Below are 23,145 nucleotides of genomic sequence, written 5' to 3'. Positions count from 1 at the left end.
CGTTCGCCCCTCAGTAGCTTTTCGGCAGGCCAAGGCTGTGTTGCGCAACGTGGTTCAGGATCATCTCGCGACTGACGGGCGCGGTCTTGTGCAACCGGGCGATGAACCACAGGTCGGCAAGCCCGTACTCGTAGCTCAGCCCATTGCCGCCATGCGTCTGGATCGCCTGGTCGAGTGCCTTCAGCGACGCCTCGGCGCCGGCGAACTTTGCCATGTTCGCGGCTTCGGCAGCATCCTCGCCCTGGTCGTACAGCTGCGCTGCACGCGCATTCAGCAGGCGCGCCGCTTGGACGTTGATATACGCCTCGGCGAGGGGGTGCGCGACGCCCTGGTGCTGGCCGATCGGTGTCTTCCACACACTGCGATCGCGCGCGTACTGCGCCGCCTTGTCGAGCGCAAACCGCGAAATGCCGTTGTTGATCGCCGCTGCTGCTACCCGCTCAGGGTTCAGTCCGACGAACACCTGTTTCAGGCCCGCACCGCGCGTGCCGATCAGCATCGATGCGTCGAGCTGGATGTCGTCGTAAAAAGTCGTGAACTGCTTCTCGGGCGTCATCACCGCGGCATCGATCGGCTGGTAGCTGAGCCCCGGTGCGCTGGTCGGCAGCAGGAACAACGACAGTGCTGAGCGCCCGTCGCCCGTCTCCATCTCCGGATCGCGGGCGACGATCATCACCGCGTCCGACACGTCGATTCCCGACGTCCAGTATTTAGAGCCGTTGAGCACGAACCCGTCGCCGTTGGACACGATACCAGTCTTCACCTTGTGCGTGTTGGAGCCCGCATCCGGCTCGGTGATCGCGAAGCAGATCTTCTTGGTACCGTTGGCGATGCCCGGCAGCCATTCGGCCTTCATCTCGGGCGAACCATGCGCAGCGATGATCGGCGCCGTGATCGAATTGATGACCAGCGAAAGCAACGGGCATCCCTGCGCAGCACACTCCTCGATCACGACGTTATAGTCGCCGATCCCGCCGCCGCTGCCGCCATGCTCTTCTGAGATGTGCACGCCGAGAAACCCGGCCTCGCCCAGCGCACGCCAGAGTTCGACCGGTTCTTCACCGCTCTTGACGCATTGCTGATAATATTTGCGGCCGAACTTGCCGACCAGCTTGGCGACGCTTTCGCGCAGTTCGCGGTGGTGATCAGCGGTGTCGACTAGGGGGGAGAAGAACATTGGTTGAGCGGACATGCGGTACGTTCCTTGTAGATCTTATGGAATGTCAGGCGGGCCAGTCGAAGAAACCGCGCCCAGACTTTGCGCCGAGCCGGCCCTCGGCGACCATTTTCGCAAGCATAGCTGGCGGTGCGAAGCGTGGCCCGTGCGCTGCCTCCAGCGCACGTGCGACCTCCAGCCGAACGTCGAGGCCGACGATATCGCTCAGCCGCAACGGGCCGACCGGGTGGCGATAGGCGAGCACTGCGGCGCGATCGATATCGTCCGCGCTGGCGACGCCGTCCTCGAGCATCCGTATCGCTTCCAGAGACGCCGCGAAGTCGAGCCGGCTGGTCGCGAATCCCGGTACGTCGCGCACCGTGATCGTCTCCTTGCCGATCGCCTTGCCGAATGTACGGGCCTGCGCGAGCGCGTCCGAAGAGGTGGCGGCGCCCTGCACAATCTCGAGAAGCTTGATCGACCAGACCGGATTGAAGAAATGCAGCCCGAGGAACGTCGACGGATCCCGTACGCTTTTGGCCAGCACGTCGATCGACATCGCGCTGGTGTTGGTGGCGAGTAACTGGGGGGACCTGACGGACGCGCTGGAGAGGACGTCACGCTTAAGATCCAGCCGCTCGGGTACGGATTCGACGATCAGCGCCAGGCCTTCGGGAATCGCCTTCACCGTCTCGACGCGAACGACGCGGGCGGCGGTAGCTTCGGCTGCATCGGCGTCCAACTTGCCACGCGACACTGCGCCAGCCAGCGTAGTCTCGACCGTTCGCGCCATAATCGCAGCGCGCGTCGCGTCTGGTTCGACGACGTGGACCCTTCGTCCGGCCAACGCTGCAACATAGGCGATACCCACGCCCATCGTGCCGCCGCCGATCACTGCGATATCGTCCGTCACGTCACATCCTCTCTTCCGTTGCAGCGGATTTGCGATTGTGAGTCATTCGCCGAGCCAGACCGGCGCGCGTTTCTCCGCAAAGGCCCGCGCGCCCTCTTGTGCATCGACGGAAGCGAGCACGGTCTCGACCATGTCGCGTTGCAGGTCCCACCGTCGATCAAGCGGCCAGTCCGGCGACGCGGCCATGATCCGCTTGCTCGCCATCACCGACAGCGGTGCGTTCCCGGCAATCTCGTTCGCCAGCGTCAGAGCCGCTTCCAGCGCACTGCCGGGCAGCGCGAGCCGGTTAACCAAGCCCCAGCGGTGCGCAGTGGCGGCGTCCATTCGCGCGCCGGTCAGCGCATATTCGAGCGCGATCGCTGGCGGGATGCGCTCGCGTAGCCGCACCAGCCCGCCCGATCCCGCGACCAGCCCACGCGAGACCTCCGGCAACCCGAACATCGCGGTGTCGCCTGCGACGATCAGGTCGCACGCGAGCGCCAACTCGCACCCTCCCGCCAGCGCGTAGCCTTCGACGGCGGCGATCAATGGTTTTGCGGGCGGTTTTTCGGTGACGCCGGCAAACCCGCGACCTTCGAGTTCCGGTCGTTCGCCGTCGACGAACGCCCTCAGGTCCATTCCCGAACAGAAATTTCCGCCCATGCCGGTGACGATTCCAACGCGTAACGTCGGATTCGCATCCAGCACGTCGAGCGCCTCGGCCAGAGCCAGCGAAACGGCGCGGTTGACCGCGTTGCGCTGCGCCGGCCGATCGATCGTCATCACCAGCACCGAGGCGCGGCGTTCGACCACCACGCTCATGCCGACATCCGTTCACGGGTCACGTGGTAGTCGTCCAGGTCAGCGGTATCGGTCATCCGCCACATGTCGAGGATGCGGAACGGGTTGTTGACGACGATCCGCCCCTTTGAATTGCGGACATAGCCATCGACGCCGGGATAGGTCCAGACGAGCCCGGCATGCGTCTCGTCGACCTTTGCGTTGTACGCGTCGTGGACATCCTGCCGCACATCGACCGTCGCGATCCCCTTTGCGAACATCTGCCTGAGCAAGGACATGACGTAGTGCATCTGCCGTTCGAGCACCGAGATCAGGCTGCCACCATGCCCGTATTGCGTGTTCGGCCCGTACAGGCAGAAGAAGTTGGGATAGCCCGGCACGGTCGTGCCGAGATAGGCGCGTGCGTCGTCGCCCTCCCAGTCGCCGTGAAGATCGCGACCGTCGACCCCGACGACCCGCATCGGCGCGAGCAGATTGACGACGTCGAACCCGGTCGCCCAGATGATCGCATCCGCATCGTGAGTCCTGCCGTCGCTCGTCACAATGCCGTGCGGCCGGACTTCGGTCACCGCGCCGTTGACGTACTCGACATGCGGTCGCGCCAGCATCCGATACCAGCCATTGTCGAGCAGCATCCGCTTGCCGAACGGCGGGTAGGACGGGATCATGTCGGGCAACAGGTCCTGACGCTCGCCGAGTTCGGCTTTCATGTACGCGGTCAGTCCGCGACGGTGGGAGTCGTTGATCGCATTGATCGACTTGCCCTGGCCGTCCCAATCAGGGTCCTGCCGCAACGCCTCATATTGCTTGTCGTTGAACGCCCAGCTCAGTCGCAACCGGTACCAGAGCCGGTACAACGGCATCGCCTGCATCAGCTGCTGCAGTTCCTCGGGAATCGCCTGCTTGAACTTGGGAAACGGCGCGACCCATTGCGGCGTGCGGTTGACCACCGTCAGCGAGGCGACCTGGTCGACGATGGCCGGGCCGACCTGCATCGCGCTCGCGCCGTTGCCGACCAAGACGACATTCTTCCCGGCGAGATCGATCCCTGCATCCGGATAGCGCGCGGTGTGGACGCTGGGCCCCTCGAACCGGTCCATCCCCGGAATGTTCGGCAAGCGCGGCTTGTTGAACGCACCCACACCGCTGAGGATCATGCTCGCCGTCAGCGTTTCCGCCGCCCCGTTCGCATCGACGACGTCAGCCCGCCACTTGGCCGCATTCGCATCCCAGCGTGCCTCGGTGACTTCCAGACCAAACCGGATATGGCGGCGGATGTCGAACCGGTCGGCGACATCCTGCAGATAGGCATGGATTTCGCGGCTCCCCGCAAAATACCGCGACCATTCATAGGGCGCGTAAGAGAAGGAGTAGAGATGGCTCGGCACGTCGCAGGCCGCACCCGGGTAGCGGTTCTCGAACCACACACCGCCAAGGTCCGGGCGTCGCTCGACGATAGTGTATGGAATGCCGGCAGCGGCGAACTGGACCGCGGCGCACATCCCCGAGATACCGGCGCCGATGATCAGTGCGCGGAACCCCTCCGGTGGTGCGACGGCTTCGTTGTCCCCGACCGACGATCGCTCGCCACCCAGCTGCAGCTCGTGCCGGATCATCGGCGCGTACCCGGCGGCAATATCCTCGCCAAGCGACACGCTCATCATCGCGACCAACAGAGCATAGTCGGGGTTCGTGAGCGCGGGCGGGCGGCCATCGAACCACGCGCCGAACGCGGATACCGCCGCCGCGCGGATCTCGTCCTGTACTGCGACGGGTAAACCGCCATCGTCATTGTCATCCAGCCCGCGGGTTCGGGTCGGCACGAATCGTCCTTCGATCCAGCCCCGATCACCCGTCAATTGCACCAGCACGCATGCCAGCGTTGGAATATTCGCGCGCGCGATCGCCGCCGTTAGCGATGTCTTGTCCATGGTCAGCGCGTTTAAATCGTCCATTACGCCCTCTAAGGCACGGGCCAGGCTCGCTGCCTGCCCCAAATACGTGTCAGAATCACAGCGATATAGTCAACACTTTTGTTGATAAACCTCGCCTGATACCCGCAAAGTTCGTTTTGCGGAGCGTAAGCATGATGCCTCCGGCAGCGTGATCTCACGGGTTTGGTGGTACGAAATCGCCCTGTAAGTATGCTGCGATGCAAAATATTGTTCGCAGTTGCGGTATCTTGGGCAGTACCAACGCAGCCCGATAAAAATGAAACACCTGTGTTGACGATTCAAAAATAAAGGCTTCTATTCCGACACAACGGCACCGTGGAAAATAACGGGCCTTGGATGAGGAGGGGCTGATGAAGGTATTTTCCGTCGCAAGCATGCTGATGGTCTCAGTGGCCGCCTGGCCGATCGCCGTCCACGCGCAGTCCAGCACGCCAGCCGTGCCTGCATCGACCGCCGCGCCCGGCGCGGTGCAGCTTGCGCAGGCGGACACGCCCATTCAGCCCGAACAAACGCCGGTAGCCGCTCCCACGACGGAGGCGACCAGCCAAGTCGGGCTCGCCGACATCATCGTCACGGCGACCAAGCGCAACGAGAACCTGCAGCGCGTTCCCGTGTCGATCACCGCGATCACGTCCGAGCAGCTGGCCGCCAAGGGCGTGTTCAACACCGCCGACCTCAACAATTCGACGCCAAACCTTCAGGTCAGTTCGGCATACGGCGAAGCGCAGCCGAACTTCACGATCCGCGGTATCGGCGTCGGGACTGAATATAACTCCAACGCAGCGTCACCGGTCGGCATCTATGTCGACGAGGTCTATCAGTCGTTCCGGGCCAGCCACGGTCAGCAACTTTACGATCTCGATCAGGTCGAGATCGTGCGCGGCCCGCAGGGCACGCTGTTCGGCCGCAACACGACGGGGGGCGCGATCAACTTCATCAGCCGCAAGCCGTTGCTTACGGGCCAGAACGGTTATGTGACCGCCGGCTATGGCTCGTTCAATCGACGCAACGTCGAGGGTGCGGTCGAATTCACGCCGGTCGACGACCGGCTCGGCATCCGCATCGCCGGCAACTACGTCGACTCCGACCCGTATGTGCGCAACCGCGTTCCGGCGGGGACACTGATCAAGTCGTCGCCGAATGTCCCAGACTCGGTGGCGTTCGGCACACGCGCGACCGGTATCGATCCCGGCGGTGCCGAGAATTTCGGCTTTCGTGGACAGGTGCGCTTCAAACCCGTGGACACTGTCGACCTCAATCTGAAAGGCTATTATGCCAAATCGAACGGTGGCCAGGATTCGCCGCAGAGCGTCGGCAACCAACTGACGAGCGATACCATCACCCTGCAGCGGGCTGGCCTGGGGCCACTCTACAATGTTCCCGCGATCGCGCCGTTCCTGCCGCCGCCATATAGTCGTAGCGCCCGCGGCATCGGCTTCCGCGAGATCGAGGGCAACTCGATCGGAACCGCACGGATCGAGACATGGGGCGCGGTGTTGAACGCCAAGATCGCGTTGTCGGATTCGTTTAACCTAACTTCGATCACCGGCTACGATCGCACGCATCTTGGCCTGTTGCCATTCATCGATTGCGACGGCACGCCGTACGACGTGTGCGCCATCGGGTATGAGTCACGGTCGCGCAGTTTCAACCAGGATCTGCGGCTCGACTATGGATCGGGACCGTTCAAGGCGATCGTCGGTGCCTATTACGGATACGACAAGATCGTCACCAACAACCGGCCGGATTTCCTGGGCTTCCTCAGCGACGTCAACGCGGCGATCGGCAACCCGAAGACCTATTTCAATCCCGGTGGCCTGGTTAACCCCGCCGGTTTCCCGACCCGGCTCTTTGCGACGCAGGACTATACGCAAGTCCGCAAGTCCGCGGCAATTTACGGCGAAGGCAGCTACGAGGTCACGCCCAAGTTGAAGCTGACCGGCGGGCTGCGCTATACGAAGGACAAGTTCGGTTACGTCAACGCCCTGACGACCTATTTCGACGATACCGGCGCCGCTCGGCTCTACACGGTGTCGGACTACAAGCTGAATGGGCAGAATGCGAACTATCTTATCGGCGTGTCGCAGGGTGCGGTGGGGCGTTTCAACCGACATGACAAATCGTCGCAGCTTACCGGGCGCGCGATCGCCGATTATCGGTTCACTGATGTGATCTTCGGGTATGCAAGCTATAGTCATGGCTATCGCGGCGGCACGTATAACGGCCTCGCCTTCCAGTCGACCAATCAGGTTTATTTCGTTCAGCCCGAGACGGTGAACGCCTATGAAGTCGGACTGAAGACCCGCTTCCTCGACAATCGCCTGCAGTTCAACGTCTCGGCGTTTCACTACGACTATTCGAAGCAGCAAAACCAGATCATCGATCCTAGCTCGGTCACTTTCCTCATCAACCTCGATGGCAAGCTGACCGGCATGGAAGCGGAACTGACCTTTGCCGCGACCCACCGACTGCGCCTGAACGCCAGCATCGGCGCACTGCACAGCACGTATGATCATGGCCAGTGCCCGGCCGCACCGATCACCGGTTTCCCGCCCCAGGCGGGGAATTGCCTCAGCACCGGCGGTGGCAACGTCGACGTGGGCGGCAATCCGTTTCCATATGCCAGCAAGTTCTCCGCCAATTTGGGGGCCGACTGGAAGGCGCTCGATCTCGGCGCCGGCGCGCTGAACCTGCATGTCGACAGCAGCTATACCGGGCGTTTCAAGTACGATACCTTCGGTAGCTACGACTATGTCGGCACGTCGGGAAGCTCGGTGAACAGCGGGCGTGGTCCGCTCAAGTTCGGCGAGGGCAATTACTGGGTGCTCAACGGCCGGATTGCGTATTCGACGTCGCGATACACGCTGGCCGCCTACGTCAAGAACGCGACCAACAAGCTGTATTTCCCGAACGCGATCAACGTCGAGAGCAGCTATGCCAGCGACTACATCGTCCGCGCAGCACCGCGTCAGTTCGGTGGCGAAGCGACGTTCAAATTCTGATCTGTTGGAGAACGACATGGAAACGCACGCACACGACGACATCGCGGCCATCCAGTTCGATCTGTTGATCGATGGCGATCTCGTGACCGGGGACCGAACGCTCGACGTGATCGACCCCTCGACCGGCGGGACACTGGCGACGGGTGCGTGCGCCTCCGAAGCGCAGCTTGAGCAGGCAGTAGCGGCAGCGGCGAAGGCGTTTCCCGGTTGGGCGGCGACCACGATCGCCGAGCGCCAGCGAGTGCTGAGCGCGATGGCCGACGCAATTGATGCCAACGCCGAGACATTGGCGCGTATCGTCACCAGCGAGCAGGGCAAGCCGATCGGTGATGCGCGCGCCGAGGTCGGCGGGCTGTCCTATTTCATGCGCTATTATGCTGCGCTCGATCTGCCGGTCGATCTGCACGAGGACGGCGACAATCGCCGGGTCGAGATCCACCGCGCACCACTCGGTGTGGTTGCGGCGATCACGCCGTGGAACTTCCCGATCTTGATCGGTGGCAACAAGATCGCGGCGGCGATGCTGGCAGGCAATTGCGTCGTCCTGAAGCCCGCGCCGAGCACGCCATTATCTGCGCTGTATCTCGGAATGCTGGTGCGGGACGTGGTGCCGGCTGGCGTCTTGAACGTGCTCGCCGACCGCAACGATCTTGGCGAACGACTGACGCATCATCCGCTGGTGCGCAAGATCAGCTTTACCGGATCGACCACGACGGGCGCGCGCGTGATGCAGGCGGCATCGTCGACCATCAAGCGCGTGACCCTGGAGCTGGGCGGCAACGACGCCGGCATCGTCCTGGACGATTGCGATCCGGCAACCGTCGCACCAAAGCTGTTCGGCGCCGCGTTCATGAACAATGGGCAGGTATGCGTTGCGATGAAACGCGTCTATGTCGCGGACAGCCAGTACGACGCGATCTGCGATGCGATGGCCGACCTTGCCCGCGCGGCCGTGGTCGGGCCGGGACTGCAGCAAGGCACGCAACTCGGCCCGGTGCAGAACCGCCAGCAATTCGACAAGCTGAAGTCGCTGATCGAGGAAACCCGTGGTGCGGGCACGATCATCGCGGGGGGCGATTCACCTGAAGGGGACGGGTATTTCATCAACCCGACGATCGTCCGAGACATCGCGGACGACGCTCGGCTGGTGACTGACGAGCAGTTCGGCCCGGTCCTGCCGATCCTGCGCTATTCCAACCTCGACGACGCGATTGCGCGCGCGAACGATACCAGCTTCGGCCTAGGTAATTCGGTGTGGTCGGCGGATCCGGCGCGCGCGGGTGCGGTCGCCGCAAGACTTGATTCGGGTACGGTATGGATCAACCAGCACGGCGATATCACACCGGACACGCCTTTTGCCGGCGCCAAGATGTCCGGCCTCGGCGTCGAGTTTGGACAGGATGGCTTGCGGGAGTTTACGCAGACCAAGGTCGTCAACTACGCCAAGACTAGTCACGTGGTACCGGTCGCAGAGGGAGTTGCATAACGATGAAGAAGTCCGCGCTTCGTTGGCAAGCGACACTATGCGCGGTGCTCCTCGCCACTGCGTGTCGCAAACCCGATTACAGCAATCCCGCGCCTGCGCAGCAGCAGGAGAGCGTCACGGGCGTCACCGATGCGCGGTTGGCGGCGGCGGCCAAGGAGCCTCAGAATTGGCTGACCTATGGCGGAACCCAGGACGAGCAGCGCTTCAGCCCATTGACCGCGATCAACACTGGCACCGTGAAACAGCTCGGTCTCTCGTGGGATCACGAGTTCGACGTGAATCGCGGGATGGAGGCGACGCCGCTGGTCGCCGACGGCATCCTCTACACGACGACCGCCTGGTCCAAGGTCCACGCGTTCAACGCCGCGACCGGCCAGCTGCTGTGGAGCTACGATCCCAAGGTGCCGGGCAAGTCCGGCTTCAACGCGTGTTGCGATGTCGTGAACCGGGGCGCGGCCATCTATGACGGCAAGATCTTCTTCGGGACGCTCGATGGACGGCTGATCGCGCTCGACGCCAAGACCGGCCAGCCGGTATGGTCGATCGTGACGGTCGACCAGTCTAAGCCCTATACGATCACCGGTGCACCGCGGATCGTCAAGGGCCGGGTGCTGATCGGCAATGGCGGCGCGGAATACGGCGTCCGGGGGTATGTCTCGGCCTACGACGCGAAGACCGGCGCGCTCGACTGGCGTTTCTACACCGTGCCGACAAAGTCTGGCGGACCCGATGGTGCGGCATCCGATCCGATCATGGCGAAGGCCAAAGCGACCTGGGCGGGTGATTTCGACAAGTTCGGTGGTGGCGGGACGGTCTGGGACTCGATCGTCTACGACCGCACCTACAACCAGATTCTGATCGGCGTCGGCAACGGCTCGCCGTGGAACTATCAGCTGCGCTCGCAGAGCAAGGGCGACAATCTGTTCATCTCGTCGGTAGTCGCGCTCGACGCCGATACCGGCGCGTACAAGTGGCATTACCAGGGTACGCCCGGCGATTCTTGGGACTTCACGCAGACCAATTCGATCATCCTGGCGACGTTGCCGGTTGCCGGCAAGCCGACGCCGGTGATGATGCAGGCGCCCAAGAACGGCTTCTTCTACGTCATCGACCGCAAGGATGGCCGGCTCGTTTCGGCCAAGAACTTCGTCAAGCAGAACTGGAACAGCGGGTTCGACGCGAAGACCGGTCGACCGGTCTTCGTGCCGGCTGCGCGCTATCAAGGCACACCGTTCGTCGTCACGCCGTCGGGTCTGGGCGCACATAACTGGCAGCCGATGGCCTTCAGTCCGCAGACCGGGCTTGCCTATATCCCCGCGCAGGAGGTGCCGTTCGCTTATGGTAACACCGGGCCGTTCGTGCCCCGCGCCGGCGGCTGGAACACCGGCACCGATTTCGGCATCAACGCGATCCCCGACGAAAAGGCCAAGCTCGCCGCGATCCGTCCGCTGTTGAAGGGCCATCTTGCGGCATGGGATCCGGTCAAGCAGAAGGAGGCGTGGCGCGTCGAATTCGATGGACCGTGGAACGGCGGCGTCCTTGCGACCGCTGGCGCACTGGTGTTCGAAGGCAGCGCGGACGGCAAGCTGTCCGCGTTCGACGCCAAGACCGGCCGGACGCTATGGTCGTTCGACGCGAAGATGGGGATCATGGCGCCGCCGATCAGCTACGCCGTCGACGGCAAGCAATATATCGCGGTGATGGCGGGCTATGGCGGCGCATACGGCGTTTCCAGCGCATTCTCGCCCAACACCGGTCCGCGACCCAATGGCCGGCTGCTGGTGTTCGCGATCGACGGCAAGGCACCCTATACCGTGCAGCGCAATCCGTCGGGACCGCCGGTGATCGTCGCGCAGAACTGGACACCGGCGCAGGTCGAGCACGGCCGTCAGATCTTCGAGACGACCTGTGCGATGTGCCACGGCGCAGGGGCGCATTCGTCCGGCGTACTGCCTGACCTGCGACGCTCGGGCGCGCTCGCCGACGCCGATGCGTGGAAGGAGATCCTGATCAACGGCGCGCTGCAGGACCAGGGCATGGTCAGCTTCAAGAAATGGCTGTCGCCCGCCGATGTCGAGGACGTTCGCGGTTATGTCGCGATGCGCGCCAAGGCACTCAAGAAGAATGGTGGATGATGCAGACTTCGACTGACACCGCAGTGCGCCCGACCGAAGATGTCTTGGGCGCCTATCTGGTCACGCGCGACACGCCGGTCGGGTATGAACTGCAACCGCTGAAGAAAAAGGCTGCAATCCAGCTGATGGGATCGCGTTTGTGGGGCCGGTTCAATCCCAACCACTGGGACCCGGTCTATGCCGGCGCGACCGGCCTGAAGGCACCGATCCAGACCGGCGAGATGTCGTCCGCCTATATCGCGGAGATGTGCGTCAACCACTTCGGCGCAGCGATGTTCACCGGTGCGCGCGTCGTGTGCAAATACATCGCCTCGACGCTCGCGAACGAGGTCATCACGACGCACGGCGTGGTCCGCGAAAAGATCGCCAAGGGCGATGGCTTCCGGTTCGTCGTCGATGTCTGGGCGGACAACGAGGAGGGTGAGAAGAAGACGGTCGGCTTCGTCGAAGTCGATGTCGACGTGAAGGGAGATCGCGCATGAGCACCGACCAGTTGCGGCCGATGTCCCCGGTCCAGATCGCGCAGACTCGGGACTTTATCAACGGGCTCGAGGCTGGTGCAGCGACCTATTGGGACATGGTAGAGATCGGCGACGAACTGTCGCGTGAACTGACGATCAGCCCCGAACTCGTGATCCTATATGCGGACGGCGTGGAGGATTTCAATCCGTGGTACGAAGGCTGGCGGATGAACAGCTGGACGATACCCGGCGAATCTCCGTTCGGCGGTGCGATCGTGCCGCCGTTGCTGGTCTCGCATTTCGTGCTGTCGGTGCAGTTCGATCACACCAGGCCGTTTGCGATCGGATCGATCCACACCAATCACGATTCCGAGATCGTGGCGCCGATCCCGGTCGGCGCGACGGTACGGATCACGACGCGCGCCACCGAAAAATACGTGAAGCGGGAGCGGCGGTATGTACGGCATTCGGTGACGGTCGAGGACGTCGCGAACGGCACGCTCTATTTCCGCGAGACGCGGGATATCCTGTCGCTGTGAGCGCGATGGTCGCAGACGGGCTGTTCGAGCTTCACGGCGACGAACCGCGGTTGATCGGTACGCGGTGTGCGGCGTGCGGCACGGTGTATTTCCCGCAGGCGCCGAGTTGTCGAAACCCCGACTGCCGGGAAAAGACCGTCGAGCGCGCGGTCCTGCCGACCCGCGGCGTCCTTGTGAGCTACACCGTGCAGCGTTACCAGCCGCCGGCGCTGTTCCGGATCGACGATTGGCAGCCTTACGCGATCGGGCTGGTTGACCTCGGCGACGGGCTGGAGGTGATGGGCCTGCTTTCGGGATTTGCGCTCGACGGGATCGCGATCGGAACGCGTGTGCGGCTGGTCGCCGAGTCGCTATATGCAGATGCGGAGCGGGGCCCCGTGCTTACCTACAAGTTCGCGCGGGAGATCGACGCATGACCCAGTCCGTCTACGTGCTGGGTGCCGGCGCGCATCCGTGGGGCAAATGGCCGGACAAGCCGCAATTGCAGCTAGCGCTGGAGGCGATCGATCTCGCGCTGGCCGATGCGGGGTTAGGTTGGCCCGACGTGCAGGGTCTCGTCGCAGCGAGTTCGCGGTTCGAGGGCGGCATGGGGTGGGGGCTGCATGCCAACGAGATCGTCCAGGCGGTGGCCGAACAGGGCATTCCGTGCGTCAACGTCGGAGGCGCCTGCGCGGCCGGGGCGATCGCGTTCCACACCGCGCACGCGATGATCGCCAGCGGCGAGCATGAAGTCGTGTGCGTGATCGGTGCCGAGCGGATGCCGAAGGGTTTCATCCCGCGCCCGCCCGGCAGCCAGGACGATATCACGGACAGCGACTACCTGCGCTGGGTTGCGATGGGCGCGACCAATCCCGCGTATTGGGCGATCGAGGCACGGCGGCGGATGCATGAGCTCGGCACCAGTGAAGAGACTCTTGCGCGTGCCGCGGTGCTGATGCGGCGGAATGCTACGGGGAATCGCTTAGCCCGGTTCCGCAAGGAAACGATTGTCGACGAAGTTCTCGCATCTCCGATGGTCGCCGATCCGCTTCATCTGCTCCAGATATGCCCGGTCAGCGACGGTGCAGCGGCCATCATCCTTGGCAGCGAGGCGTGGATGAAGCGGACCGGACGCCTTGCCGTTAAGGTCGCGGGGTGCGCGATCGCAACGGGCAGTTTCGGCGATCCCGGCCGTCGCATTCCAACGATCGCCTCGAGCGTGCGTGCGGGCGTCACGCATACCAGCGAAGTCGGCAACGCGGTCGCGCGGGCCTGCGCGATGGCGGGGATCGGGCCCGAAGACGTCGACGTGCTCGAAATGGCCGACAACACCGCATGGCACATCCTCGCCTGGCCAGAGCAATTCGGATTCTATGAGGCGGGCAAGGGCGACTGGATGCTCGAGAACGGTGAACTCGACATCGGCGGGACATTGCCGATCAACCCGAGTGGCGGGTTCCTGTCGTTCGGCGAGGCGACCACCGCGCAGGCCGTGCTGCAGATCTGCGAACTGACATGGCAGTTGCGAGGCCAAGCCGAAGGGCATCAGGTTCCCGGTGCGCGCATCGGCATGTCCGCGGTACTGGGGCTCGGCGCGAACGGCGGCTCGGTCATCCTGAAGGCGTGAGGACAAGACTATGCGAATGACGGACATTGCCGCGATCGTGACGGGTGGCGCGTCGGGACTCGGCGAGGCGACGGCGGCCATGCTGGCAACAGCGGGCGCGCGCGTGACAATCTTCGATCTGAACGCCGAGATCGGTGAGGCGACCGCCACGAGGATCGGCGGACGGTTCGCGCGTGTCGACGTCACCGACGATCAGGGCGTGGCGGATGCACTGGCCGAGGCGGAACAGGCGCACGGCGTCGCGCGCGTTCTGATCAATTGCGCAGGCATCGCGCCGGCGGTGAAGACGGTCGGCAAGGACGGGACGCCGCATCCGCTCGACCTGTTCCGCAAGACGGTCGAGATCAATCTAGTCGGCAGCTTCAACATGATCTCGAAATTCGCCGCGCGTCTGGCGGCGGCCGATCCGATCGGTGAGGAGCGCGGGGTGATCGTCAACACCGCATCGGTCGCGGCGTACGACGGGCAGGTCGGGCAGGTGGCCTATGCTGCATCGAAGGGTGGCATCGTCGGGCTGACATTGCCCGTGGCGCGCGACCTAGCGCAGCACCGGATTCGCGTGATGACGATCGCGCCGGGCATCTTCCTAACGCCGATGCTGATGGGATTGCCGCAAGCCGCGCAGGATTCGCTCGGGACTCAAGTGCCGCATCCGTCGCGGCTCGGGCGTCCGGAGGAATATGCGCAGCTGGTGGCGTCGATCATCGCCAATCCGATGCTTAACGGCGACGTTATCCGCCTCGACGGTGCGATCCGGATGGCCCCACGCTGATCTAGGAGGCGCTGATCTAGGGGCCGCCGATCTGGGACGCGGCGATCCGTGCGGCAGCAAACGCGATCGCTTCGTTGGCAACGGGTGTCAGTTGCGGCAGACCGGCAAAACCATGGATCATACCCGGATACCTACGCAGCGCGACGTCGACCTCCGCGTCACCCAATCGCCGAGCGAGCGCTTCGCCCTCGTCGCGTAGCGGGTCGAACTGTGCGGTGACGATCGTTGTCGCCGGCAGCCGCTGCAAATCGGCGCGCGTCAGATCGAATGACGGATCCGCCCCGCCGTCGCCGCGATACGCGTCCCACGCCCATTCGAGGAACGAGGCCGTCAGCATATAGCCTTGCGCGAACTGCACCGCCGAAGCGCTGTCGCTCGCAGGATCGAGCAACGGGTAGATCAGGCCGATATGGTCGAGCGGGACACCCTCATCGCGGCAGCGCAGCGCGAGGCCGAGTGCGATATGGCCGCCCGCACTGTCGCCAGCAACGGCGATGCGATCGGAATAGAGGTCGAGCAGCCGAGCCTCTGCTCGAAGCCATTCGAGTGCTGCCTGCGCGTCGTCGAGTGCAGCGGGGAAGTGGTGTTCGGGGGCCAGCCGATAATCGACCGCGACGACCGTCCGGCCGCTCGCATAGGCGAGTGTCCGGCACATTGCATCGTGCGTGTCGAGGTTGCCAAGGATGAAGCCGCCGCCGTGGCAGAACAGGATTGCTGCGGTTCGATCGAGCGTCGGGCGATAGACCCGCACCGGGATCGGTCCACCCGGCCCGGGGACGACGTGATCAACCGTCGACGCTATGAAGGGCTTCGGAGCGCGCGCCTGGAACGCGTTCGCGGCCCGGCGTAGATCGGTGAGGGACACATGCGGCGGTGGCCGGCGCAACGCCATTCGCGGGTCCGCGAGTAGTGTGTCGAATGCCGGATCGGGGGCGTCGTCAGGCATCGGCGTGCTGGCCGACCGTACGCAGCGTCAGCCCTTCATACCCCTTGGCCGCGGTCTTCTCCAGGATGCGGCGATACCCGCGGACGCCCCCGGAATACGGCATGAAGACGCGCGGCTTCCCCGGCATTTCGGCGCCCAGATAATAGGACGGCGTCTTCGGGTAGAGGGTTTCCTGCGCCCGCTTGTTCACATGCGCGACCCAGTCGCGTTCGGCCTGCTCGGTCGCCTCGATCTCGTTTATTCCGTCACGCCGGCAATGGTCGAACAACGCGACTAGCCAGTCGACCTGCTCCTCGGTCGACAGCAATACGTTGCTCAGCAATGACGGGCTGCCCGGTCCGACGATCACGAACATGTTGGGGAAGCCGTGCACCCCGATCCCGAGAAAGCTGACCGGCCCCGCCGACCATTTCTCACGCAACGTGCACCCGCCGCGACCGACGATCTCCGGCTTCAGCAGCGATCCGGTAAATGCGTCGAACCCGGTCGCGTAGATGACGATGTCGAACGGATATTCGGCATCTCTGGTCCGGATGCCGTGCTCGGTAAAGCGCTCGATCGGGGTTTCGCTGATGTCGACGAGCGAAACATTGGGCCGGTTGAACGCCGTGAAATATCCGCTGTCGACCGAAGGGCGGCGCGTTCCGAACGGGAAGTCGCCTGGCGTGAGCTTTGCGCGCAAGTCTGGATCATGGACCTGTTCGGCGATCTTGCCGCGGATGAACGCCGACGCGGTATCGTTCGATTGCTGGTCGAGCAGGATATCCTTGAACGTCAGTGCAAAGCCGAAGCCTAGCCGGTTCCACGCGGTCTCGAACGCGGCGTTACGCTCCGCTTCCGGCACGTCGATCGCCGCGCGGTTGTCGGGCACGAAGCCGAGACCGCTCGGCGAATTGCGCGCCGCCTCGCGTCGTGCGGGATAGCCAGCCTTCACCGCCTGGTCCTCGGCATCGGTGACCGGTGCATTGGCGGCGGGGATCGAGTAATTCGCAGTGCGCTGGAAGACGGTGAGATGTGCTGCGTCGCTGGCGATCACCGGCGTCATCTGAACGCCCGATGATCCCGTGCCGATGATCGCGACGCGCTTGCCGGCGAAATCGACCTTGTCCTTCGGCCAGCGCGCGCTGGAGATGACGCGCCCGGTAAAGTCGTCCTGACCAGGATATCGCGTATCCTTGGGCGTCGACAATTGTCCCACCGCGAGGATCAGCTTTTCGGCATTCCAGCGTCGCCCGTTGCTCGCCTCGACGATCCAGCGTGCGGTCGCTTCGTCGAACGTTGCGCGTTCCATTCTGGTGCGGAGTTCGATATCGCGACGCAGGTCGAAGCGATCGGCGACGTGGTTGATGTATCGCAGGATCTCGGGCTGCGTCGCGTAGCGTTCGCTCCAGCGCCATTCCTGTTCGAGTTCGGGCGAAAAGCGGTAGGAGTAATCGTAGCTTTCGACGTCGCAGCGCGCGCCGGGATATTGATTGAACTGCCAGACTCCGCCGATATCGTCGCCCGCTTCGAGGACGGCGACCGAGAACCCCTGGGAGCGCAGCGTATGCAACGTGCGCAATCCGCCGAACCCGGCACCGACCACCAATGCGTCAACGAACGTCGTCATGGACCTCTCCTGTGCGCCGGTAATCCCTCATTTCTGCATGCTCGTCAACGGTTGTGTGGAATATTATAGCCACTTGGTTCCATCGCATTCGTCCCGCGAACCTGATCGATTTTCCACGACTACATTGACGATCGCGTTTGCGCGGGATTAGATTGTGGTCGTCGGCTCGGGTCGACCAAGGATTGACCTCCGGCCGGTATGGCGTCGCGCCGTATCCGGACCGGCAATGGCGAGGTACGCAGGAGATGATGGGTTCGGTCGCCGATCGGCAGCGGGCGTTGCGGGCCGCGATGCCCGTCTGGAAGCCCCGGACGCTGCACGCGGTGCTCGACGATGCGGTTCGCGCGACGCCGGATCGCCCGTTCGTGATCACCGACGACCAAAGCTGGACCTATGCCGAGATGGCCGCTTGGTCGAAGCGGCTCGCGGCCGGGCTGGTCGCGCTCGGCGTTACGCCCGGCGAGAAGGTCGCGCTGGTACTCGCCAATTATCCCGAGTTCGTCGCGATCAGATATGCTGTGTCGCGGATCGGCGCGGTCTGCGTGCCGATCAACATCCTCAATCGCCGCGACGAACTCCGCTATCTGCTCGATCAATCGAATGCGGTGCTGCTCGTCACGATGGACCAGTTTCGCGGCGTCGATTACCTCGACATGCTCGACCAGATCGCGCCGGGATGGGAGAACGCGGGCGGAGGCGACGGTTTGCCGAACCTACGCCACGTCGTGGTGCTGCCGACCGGGGAGGCGCCGGATCGTAAATCCGCACGGACGTTCTCGTCGCTTGAGACCAACGACGCCTGGGCGGATATGCCGGTCGATCCGCTCGCCGTTTGCGACATCATCTACACCTCGGGCACGACCGGACCGCCAAAGGGCGTGCTGCTGACACACGACATGCTGATGCGTACCGCGTATGGCAGCGCCTATGCGCGTGCGTTCGAGGATGACCGCCGCATCCTGTTCTCGCTGCCGATGTATCATGTGTTCGGCTACGTCGAAGGACTGCTCGCCGTGCCGTTCGTCGGTGGCGCGATCGTGCCGCAGTTGCGCTTCGACGCCGCGGCGACGCTGGAGGCGATCGCCCGGCATCATGCCAGCGATGCCTTGTTGATCCCGGCAATGTCGCTCGCGGTGCTCGATGCGGCGGGGGCAGGGACGTACGACCTGTCGCGATGGCATTCGGTGCTGGCATCGGGCGGACGCGCACCCGAACGCGTCTGGCAGGGGATCCGCGAGGTGCTGGGGGTGGACGAGATCACCACCGGCTACGGCATGACCGAGACGACCGCGTCGACCACGGTCACCCGTCCCGACGATCCGGTCGAGCGGTTGCTGACCACCAACGGCCGCCAGCGTGACGTCGGCGTCGCCGGCGATCCGAAGGACGGCGGGCGGCTCGTCACCTACCGCGTCGTCGATCCCGGCACGGGTACGTTCCTGGACAATGGCGAGACCGGCGAACTCGTCGCCAAGGGCTACGGCGTGACGCCCGGCTATTACAACAATTCCAAGGCGACGGCGGTGGCCTTCGATGCCGAGGGCTGGTTGCGCACCGGCGATCTGGGCCGGATCGACGACGACGGCTACATCACGCTGCTGGGCCGCACCAAAGAGTCCTACCGCTGCGGCGGCGAACAGGTGCTGCCGACCGAGATCGAGGATCTGCTGACGACGCATGCCGACGTGGCGCAGGCGCATGTCGTGCCGATCCCTGACGAACGGATGGGCGAAGTCGGCGTGGCGTTCGTCGTCGCGCGGCCGGGCGCGACGCTCGATCGATCCGAGTTGCAGCGACTGATCGCCGACCGTCTCGCGCGCTACAAGGTACCGCGACACATCCTGCTCGTCGATGCGGCAGCCATACCGACCACTGCGTCCGGCCGGGCGCGCAAATTCCTGCTGACCGAACAGGCCCTGCATATCCTGGAGCTGCCATGACGACGATCTTCACTGCCCCCGACCGTAAGATCGCGATCGTCACCGGCGGCGCGCGGGGCATCGGCGCGGCGATTGCCACGCGGCTTGCGGCAGAGGGCCACGACGTTGCGGTGTTCGATCTGGACGCCGACGCCTGCGCCGAGACGGTCGGCCGGATCGAGGCGACCGGAAACCGCGCGCTGGCGGTCGCCGTCGACGTATCGAACGAGGATGCGGTCGTCGCTGGAGTTGCGCGCGTCGTCGAGAAACTCGGTGCGCCCACAATCCTCGTCAACAATGCCGGCATCCTCCGCGATCGGACGCTGGCGAAGATGACGCTGGACGATTGGGAGGTCGTGATGGCGGTAAACCTCCGCTCGGTCTTCTTGATGTGCCGCGCGGTGCAGCCGCATATGCGCGCCGCGCGCTGGGGCCGGATCGTCAATCTGTCGAGCATCGCCGCGCTCGGCGTGATCGGCGAGGCGAACTATGCGGCCGCAAAGGCCGGGGTTCAGGGCATCACGCGGACATTGGCGATCGAACTCGGCCGTCACGGCATCACCGCCAACGCGGTCGCCCCCGGTTTCGTCGTTACCGACATGACGCGTGCGGTTGCCGCACGCATGAACATGCCGTTCGAGGATATGGTGACCGAGATGATGACCGGGATCCATGTCGGGCGCCCCGGCGTGCCCGACGACATCGCGCAGGCGGTCGCGTTCTTCGTCGACGAACGGTCCGGCTTCGTGACGGGGCAGGTGCTCTACGTCGCCGGCGCGCCAAGGGGGTGACGCCGCCCGCCCTCGCCAAGCGCGACGCGACCCCTTAGTCCGGCATCTCGTATCGAAGGGCATCAGAGTGGCAAAGCAACCATCGTTGATCGGCAAGCGGCGGTCCGCCGCGGGTAAGGAGCCGCGCGAGTCCTATCAAAACCGCCGCCAGGAAATCTCCGAGGCGGCGATCCGCGTCTTCCACCGGCTCGGCTACAGCGCCGCGAGCGTCAGCGCGGTCGCGGCGGAACTCGGCGTCGATCGCGCAACGCTGTATTATTATTTCTCGTCCAAGGAGCAGATGTTCGACGAGATCGTCCGCACGGTCCTGGAAAGCAACGACGAACTGGCGCGCCGCATCGCCGACAGTCCGATCAGTCCGGCGCGCAAGCTGCGCGAGCTGATCACCGCGTTGATGAACTCCTACGGCTCCAATTATCCGCTTCTGTATATTTATATCCGCGAGGACCTGACGCATGTCAGCGACACCCGATCGAGCTGGTCCGAACACATGCGGCAGCTCAATCGCAACATCGAGCAGTCGGTGATCGACATCGTCGAGCAGGGCTATGCCGACAAGAGCTTTCGCCGGGTCGGGGTGCCGCGGATCGTCGCGTACGGGATCCTCGGCATGCTCAACTGGTCGCACCGCTGGTACAAGCCGGATCGTGGCGCATCCGCGGACGAGATCGGCAAGGTGTTTGCCGAGATGATTCTGAGCGGGCTCGAATCGCCCTATTGACTGCGCCACGCCAGGCGGAGTCGTGAAAATCGTACGTCTATGATGAGATTAACATACTCAACGTGCGTTGTTTGAAAGAACGAATGGACGAATGACCGAACTTGGCAAGCGATATACGCGTGGCGAATGTCTGGGTGTGGGTCACCGCTGTCGTAGTCGTCAAGAGGTCGACCACGACAGAGGTCTCGGCTACCTTTATCAACATGCTTGCGAGATCTGATCAAACCGACGATCTCGACCTCGACCAGGACGGGGCCGAACTCTTCGCCCAGGCCTTGGATGAAGCCGCGCTTACCCGCCTTGAGGCCGCCCTGGCTGCGCTTCCAACGAATGTGCCGGGCGTTCGGATCGGGGAGGGGCGCACTCTTAAGCCGTTTCTAGAAGTCGCTGGATCAATCGGTGGGATAGCAGCCACCGCGCTCGGGCCCGATGCTCGTCCGGTTCGTGCGATCCTGTTCGACAAGACGTCCGAGCGTAACTGGGCGCTCGGCTGGCATCAGGACCGCACGATCGTGGTAAGGGAGCGGATTGGCGCAGATGGATTTGGACCGTGGACGTTGAAGTCCGGCCTGATCCAAGTCGAACCGCCGTTTGATATCCTCGAGCGCATGGTGACCTTGCGCGTGCACCTGGATCAAGTTGATGCGAACAACGCTCCGTTGCGCATCGTGCCTGGCTCGCACCGGCTCGGTCGCTTGAGTGAAGCCGAAGTGCAGCGCTTGGTGACGACCTCGGGCGAGCGGCTCTGTCTAGCCGAACGCGGCGACGTTTGGCTCTACGCTACCCCTATCGTACACGCCTCGCTGGCCGCTAATCCCCCGCGACGCCGTCGCGTGATTCAAGTCGATTATTCGGCTGATGCCGCGCCATATCCACTCGCTTGGCACGGCATATAGGTGGTAGATTGAGCGCGCGCGTCCGAACGGTCCTGTTCGTTTGTAGCCAGAACAAGCTGCGAAGCCCTACCGCCGAGCAGGTGTTCTCGCGTCGGGAAGATCTCGAGGTAGACTCCGCCGGGACCAACCATGATGCCGAGAACCCGCTCACGGCTGAACTCGTCAGCTGGGCCGACCTGATCTTCGTTATGGAGAAGGCGCAACGGCGCAAGCTTCAGCGTCGTTTCCGGGCGGCTCTGACAGGCACGCGTGTGATTTGCCTGGAAGTGCCGGACAATTTTGCATTTATGCAGCCGGAGCTGGTCCGGCTGCTCGAGACGAAGGTGAGCAGGCACCTACCAGCACGCGCCAGGACAACCGAGAAGCGGTCACAATCGGAACATGAATGAGCGGCGGTTTTCGGGAAGCGAGTAGGCCGGTCTGAATGTCGTCTATTGGGTCTTTCGGCTGTCGGTCCTCTAAAGGTACACCATGATCAAGTTCACCAGGAACGGTAACGCGAGCGCTCATGGGCAGGTGTCAGGCATCGTCCGCCGGTTCGCAACCGAGCGGTGTCTTGGATTGTTTGGTTGTATGAAGGAGAGCAACGATGGTGACCGCCCTGCAAGCCGAAGAGCCCGGTTTTGAAGCCGACGTCAACGAACTACCGGACGACAACAACGGGCTAGAAGATACCCTTGAGGATAAACCAGTCGCCGACGAACCAGAGCCAAACGATCTTGAGAAGGCGCAAAAGGAAGGTGCGGAGGAGCGAGAAGAGGGCGGCTTATACTGACATAGGTATGGAGACGACGTGGTCCGGAGCGTAACCTGCTCCGGACCATTGAACCAGTTGAATCGGAAACGTGCTTCGACGCTAAAGCGCCACGTCTGAAGTCGTCAGCAGGATCGGTGGCTCACCACCAAGGCGTTTAACAAATTCACGCTGGGCGATGCGGTGAATGTCGCTTTCGAACTCGATGAAAACCTCGACCGCAGTTTCTGGGTCAATTCCTTCTAGCGCCGGGTTCGGCATTTCGGCCAACGCTTCGCTGGTGATCAGAAACTCGACGGGACCAAAGTCGGTCGTGCCGGTGAAGCCGATGCTATCACGCTCCGCCACCCAATATCCGTCGCCGCGCTCGAACCGGACGCTGGACTTCACCATAGTTATTACTCCTCTACGGTTGGAGTGGACGGCAAATGCTCGGCTAGGCCTGCGATCGCTTCGCCAGTGAACGTCGTACTGGAAACCCCTTCGATCTGAACGGCATGATCCGTGGTCAAGGTCGCCGCTTCCCTATGTTCAGGGTCCAGCCTGACCCAATCCCGCACGGCTCGCTCTAGGTTCGTCACTTCGGCAATATCGGTGTCACCGCGGGCCACGTTTTCCAATGACGCACTCATCCGCCAGTTGATGTCCGGAGTCTTGGCGCTTTTGCCCCATGTCGCTTCTGTCATTGTCAGTCACCTTACAGG

Annotated in this window: 22 protein-coding genes; 14 read left to right on the top strand and 8 right to left on the bottom strand. The window is 63.5% G+C overall.

The window, feature by feature from the left end; genetic code table 11:
- Positions 1–10 precede the first annotated feature (10 nt).
- Genes O6Y00_RS19930 through O6Y00_RS19915 form a run of 4 tightly spaced genes read right to left on the bottom strand, consistent with a single transcriptional unit; the run spans position 11 to position 4,804 of the window.
- Entirely contained in the window at positions 11–1,192 is a 1,182-nt protein-coding gene (locus O6Y00_RS19930) for an acyl-CoA dehydrogenase family protein (RefSeq protein WP_082445142.1), read from the bottom strand.
- Positions 1,193–1,223: 31 nt separating this feature from the next.
- Positions 1,224–2,069, bottom strand: a complete 846-nt coding sequence (locus O6Y00_RS19925) for a 3-hydroxyacyl-CoA dehydrogenase family protein (RefSeq protein WP_353444279.1) — start codon at positions 2,067–2,069, stop codon at positions 1,224–1,226.
- A 42-nt stretch (positions 2,070–2,111) separates the two neighbouring features.
- Positions 2,112–2,870 carry a crotonase/enoyl-CoA hydratase family protein gene (locus tag O6Y00_RS19920; protein WP_353444278.1) on the bottom strand — a complete coding sequence of 253 codons (759 nt, stop codon included), beginning with the start codon at positions 2,868–2,870 and terminating at the stop codon, positions 2,112–2,114.
- Positions 2,867–4,804, bottom strand: coding sequence for a flavin-containing monooxygenase (locus O6Y00_RS19915; protein WP_353444277.1), 1,938 nt, complete (start codon positions 4,802–4,804; stop codon positions 2,867–2,869). Before O6Y00_RS19915 ends, O6Y00_RS19920 begins: the two co-directional genes overlap by 4 nt.
- Before the next feature lie 350 nt (positions 4,805–5,154).
- Here O6Y00_RS19915 and O6Y00_RS19910 point away from each other — a divergent pair, with 350 nt between their 5' ends.
- From O6Y00_RS19910 to O6Y00_RS19875, 8 genes are read left to right on the top strand one after another with little or no spacing between them, the layout of a single operon-like run.
- Positions 5,155–7,806: a TonB-dependent receptor gene (locus tag O6Y00_RS19910; RefSeq protein WP_353444276.1), complete on the top strand. Its 2,652-nt coding sequence runs from the start codon at positions 5,155–5,157 to the stop codon at positions 7,804–7,806.
- Between the two features lie 16 nt (positions 7,807–7,822).
- Positions 7,823–9,292, top strand: a complete 1,470-nt coding sequence (locus O6Y00_RS19905; RefSeq protein ID WP_353444275.1) for an aldehyde dehydrogenase family protein — start codon at positions 7,823–7,825, stop codon at positions 9,290–9,292.
- 2 nt (positions 9,293–9,294) lie between these two features.
- Positions 9,295–11,427, top strand: a complete 2,133-nt coding sequence (locus O6Y00_RS19900) for a PQQ-dependent dehydrogenase, methanol/ethanol family (RefSeq protein WP_353444274.1) — start codon at positions 9,295–9,297, stop codon at positions 11,425–11,427.
- Positions 11,427–11,909 (top strand): MaoC family dehydratase, encoded by a 483-nt coding sequence (locus O6Y00_RS19895; protein ID WP_353444273.1) that lies wholly within the window; start codon positions 11,427–11,429, stop codon positions 11,907–11,909. Before O6Y00_RS19900 ends, O6Y00_RS19895 begins: the two co-directional genes overlap by 1 nt.
- Positions 11,906–12,427 carry a MaoC family dehydratase gene (locus O6Y00_RS19890; RefSeq protein WP_353444272.1) on the top strand — a complete coding sequence of 174 codons (522 nt, stop codon included), beginning with the start codon at positions 11,906–11,908 and terminating at the stop codon, positions 12,425–12,427. The genes O6Y00_RS19895 and O6Y00_RS19890 overlap by 4 nt, the downstream gene beginning before the upstream one ends.
- Before the next feature lie 5 nt (positions 12,428–12,432).
- Positions 12,433–12,843 carry a Zn-ribbon domain-containing OB-fold protein gene (locus O6Y00_RS19885; RefSeq protein WP_353444298.1) on the top strand — a complete coding sequence of 137 codons (411 nt, stop codon included), beginning with the start codon at positions 12,433–12,435 and terminating at the stop codon, positions 12,841–12,843.
- Positions 12,840–14,033 carry a lipid-transfer protein gene (locus O6Y00_RS19880; RefSeq protein WP_353444271.1) on the top strand — a complete coding sequence of 398 codons (1,194 nt, stop codon included), beginning with the start codon at positions 12,840–12,842 and terminating at the stop codon, positions 14,031–14,033. The genes O6Y00_RS19885 and O6Y00_RS19880 overlap by 4 nt, the downstream gene beginning before the upstream one ends.
- A 10-nt stretch (positions 14,034–14,043) precedes the next feature.
- Positions 14,044–14,805, top strand: coding sequence for an SDR family NAD(P)-dependent oxidoreductase (locus O6Y00_RS19875; RefSeq protein WP_353444270.1), 762 nt, complete (start codon positions 14,044–14,046; stop codon positions 14,803–14,805).
- 16 nt (positions 14,806–14,821) lie between these two features.
- Here O6Y00_RS19875 and O6Y00_RS19870 read toward each other — a convergent pair whose 3' ends face one another.
- Entirely contained in the window at positions 14,822–15,751 is a 930-nt protein-coding gene (locus O6Y00_RS19870) for an alpha/beta hydrolase (protein WP_353444269.1), read from the bottom strand.
- Positions 15,744–17,360, bottom strand: coding sequence for a flavin-containing monooxygenase (locus O6Y00_RS19865; RefSeq protein ID WP_353444268.1), 1,617 nt, complete (start codon positions 17,358–17,360; stop codon positions 15,744–15,746). The genes O6Y00_RS19870 and O6Y00_RS19865 overlap by 8 nt, the downstream gene beginning before the upstream one ends.
- Before the next feature lie 182 nt (positions 17,361–17,542).
- On the opposite strand from O6Y00_RS19865, the gene O6Y00_RS19860 reads away from it, so the two are divergent.
- The 6 genes from O6Y00_RS19860 (at position 17,543) to O6Y00_RS19835 (ending at position 22,462) form a co-directional block, all read left to right on the top strand.
- Positions 17,543–19,300, top strand: a complete 1,758-nt coding sequence (locus O6Y00_RS19860) for an AMP-binding protein (RefSeq protein ID WP_353444267.1) — start codon at positions 17,543–17,545, stop codon at positions 19,298–19,300.
- Positions 19,297–20,070 carry an SDR family oxidoreductase gene (locus tag O6Y00_RS19855; protein ID WP_353444266.1) on the top strand — a complete coding sequence of 258 codons (774 nt, stop codon included), beginning with the start codon at positions 19,297–19,299 and terminating at the stop codon, positions 20,068–20,070. The genes O6Y00_RS19860 and O6Y00_RS19855 overlap by 4 nt, the downstream gene beginning before the upstream one ends.
- Before the next feature lie 67 nt (positions 20,071–20,137).
- Entirely contained in the window at positions 20,138–20,791 is a 654-nt protein-coding gene (locus O6Y00_RS19850; protein ID WP_353444265.1) for a TetR/AcrR family transcriptional regulator, read from the top strand.
- A gap of 101 nt (positions 20,792–20,892) precedes the next feature.
- Positions 20,893–21,687, top strand: coding sequence for a phytanoyl-CoA dioxygenase family protein (locus O6Y00_RS19845; RefSeq protein WP_353444264.1), 795 nt, complete (start codon positions 20,893–20,895; stop codon positions 21,685–21,687).
- A gap of 8 nt (positions 21,688–21,695) precedes the next feature.
- Positions 21,696–22,076: a low molecular weight protein tyrosine phosphatase family protein gene (locus O6Y00_RS19840; RefSeq protein ID WP_056476071.1), complete on the top strand. Its 381-nt coding sequence runs from the start codon at positions 21,696–21,698 to the stop codon at positions 22,074–22,076.
- Between the two features lie 200 nt (positions 22,077–22,276).
- Complete coding sequence (locus tag O6Y00_RS19835) at positions 22,277–22,462, top strand: hypothetical protein (RefSeq protein ID WP_353444263.1); 186 nt, start codon at positions 22,277–22,279, stop codon at positions 22,460–22,462.
- A gap of 81 nt (positions 22,463–22,543) precedes the next feature.
- Here the strand turns inward: O6Y00_RS19835 and O6Y00_RS19830 are convergent, their stop codons facing one another.
- Entirely contained in the window at positions 22,544–22,834 is a 291-nt protein-coding gene (locus O6Y00_RS19830) for a DUF1488 family protein (protein WP_353444262.1), read from the bottom strand.
- A 5-nt stretch (positions 22,835–22,839) separates the two neighbouring features.
- Positions 22,840–23,127 (bottom strand): hypothetical protein, encoded by a 288-nt coding sequence (locus O6Y00_RS19825; protein WP_353444261.1) that lies wholly within the window; start codon positions 23,125–23,127, stop codon positions 22,840–22,842.
- Positions 23,128–23,145 lie beyond the last annotated feature (18 nt).

The organism is Sphingomonas faeni (assembly GCF_040407565.1).
GTDB classification, from domain to species: domain Bacteria; phylum Pseudomonadota; class Alphaproteobacteria; order Sphingomonadales; family Sphingomonadaceae; genus Sphingomonas; species Sphingomonas faeni_F.
Note: the sequence above shows the minus strand (reverse complement) of the source record. Positions and strands in the feature narration are given on the sequence as shown.

Bases quoted from the DNA above. Each gene is read 5' to 3' on its own strand.
- O6Y00_RS19910 (WP_353444276.1), top strand. From the start codon at position 5,155: ATGAAGGTATTTTCCGTCGCAAGCATGCTGATGGTCTCAGTGGCCGCC.
- O6Y00_RS19865 (WP_353444268.1), bottom strand. From the start codon at position 17,360: ATGACGACGTTCGTTGACGCATTGGTGGTCGGTGCCGGGTTCGGCGGA.
- O6Y00_RS19835 (WP_353444263.1), top strand. From the start codon at position 22,277: ATGGTGACCGCCCTGCAAGCCGAAGAGCCCGGTTTTGAAGCCGACGTC.
- O6Y00_RS19870 (WP_353444269.1), bottom strand. From the start codon at position 15,751: ATGCCTGACGACGCCCCCGATCCGGCATTCGACACACTACTCGCGGAC.
- O6Y00_RS19855 (WP_353444266.1), top strand. From the start codon at position 19,297: ATGACGACGATCTTCACTGCCCCCGACCGTAAGATCGCGATCGTCACC.
- O6Y00_RS19890 (WP_353444272.1), top strand. From the start codon at position 11,906: ATGAGCACCGACCAGTTGCGGCCGATGTCCCCGGTCCAGATCGCGCAG.
- O6Y00_RS19900 (WP_353444274.1), top strand. From the start codon at position 9,295: ATGAAGAAGTCCGCGCTTCGTTGGCAAGCGACACTATGCGCGGTGCTC.
- O6Y00_RS19825 (WP_353444261.1), bottom strand. From the start codon at position 23,127: ATGACAGAAGCGACATGGGGCAAAAGCGCCAAGACTCCGGACATCAAC.
- O6Y00_RS19880 (WP_353444271.1), top strand. From the start codon at position 12,840: ATGACCCAGTCCGTCTACGTGCTGGGTGCCGGCGCGCATCCGTGGGGC.
- O6Y00_RS19895 (WP_353444273.1), top strand. From the start codon at position 11,427: ATGCAGACTTCGACTGACACCGCAGTGCGCCCGACCGAAGATGTCTTG.
- O6Y00_RS19875 (WP_353444270.1), top strand. From the start codon at position 14,044: ATGCGAATGACGGACATTGCCGCGATCGTGACGGGTGGCGCGTCGGGA.
- O6Y00_RS19830 (WP_353444262.1), bottom strand. From the start codon at position 22,834: ATGGTGAAGTCCAGCGTCCGGTTCGAGCGCGGCGACGGATATTGGGTG.
- O6Y00_RS19930 (WP_082445142.1), bottom strand. From the start codon at position 1,192: ATGTCCGCTCAACCAATGTTCTTCTCCCCCCTAGTCGACACCGCTGAT.
- O6Y00_RS19885 (WP_353444298.1), top strand. From the start codon at position 12,433: ATGGTCGCAGACGGGCTGTTCGAGCTTCACGGCGACGAACCGCGGTTG.
- O6Y00_RS19920 (WP_353444278.1), bottom strand. From the start codon at position 2,870: ATGAGCGTGGTGGTCGAACGCCGCGCCTCGGTGCTGGTGATGACGATC.
- O6Y00_RS19905 (WP_353444275.1), top strand. From the start codon at position 7,823: ATGGAAACGCACGCACACGACGACATCGCGGCCATCCAGTTCGATCTG.
- O6Y00_RS19915 (WP_353444277.1), bottom strand. From the start codon at position 4,804: ATGGACGATTTAAACGCGCTGACCATGGACAAGACATCGCTAACGGCG.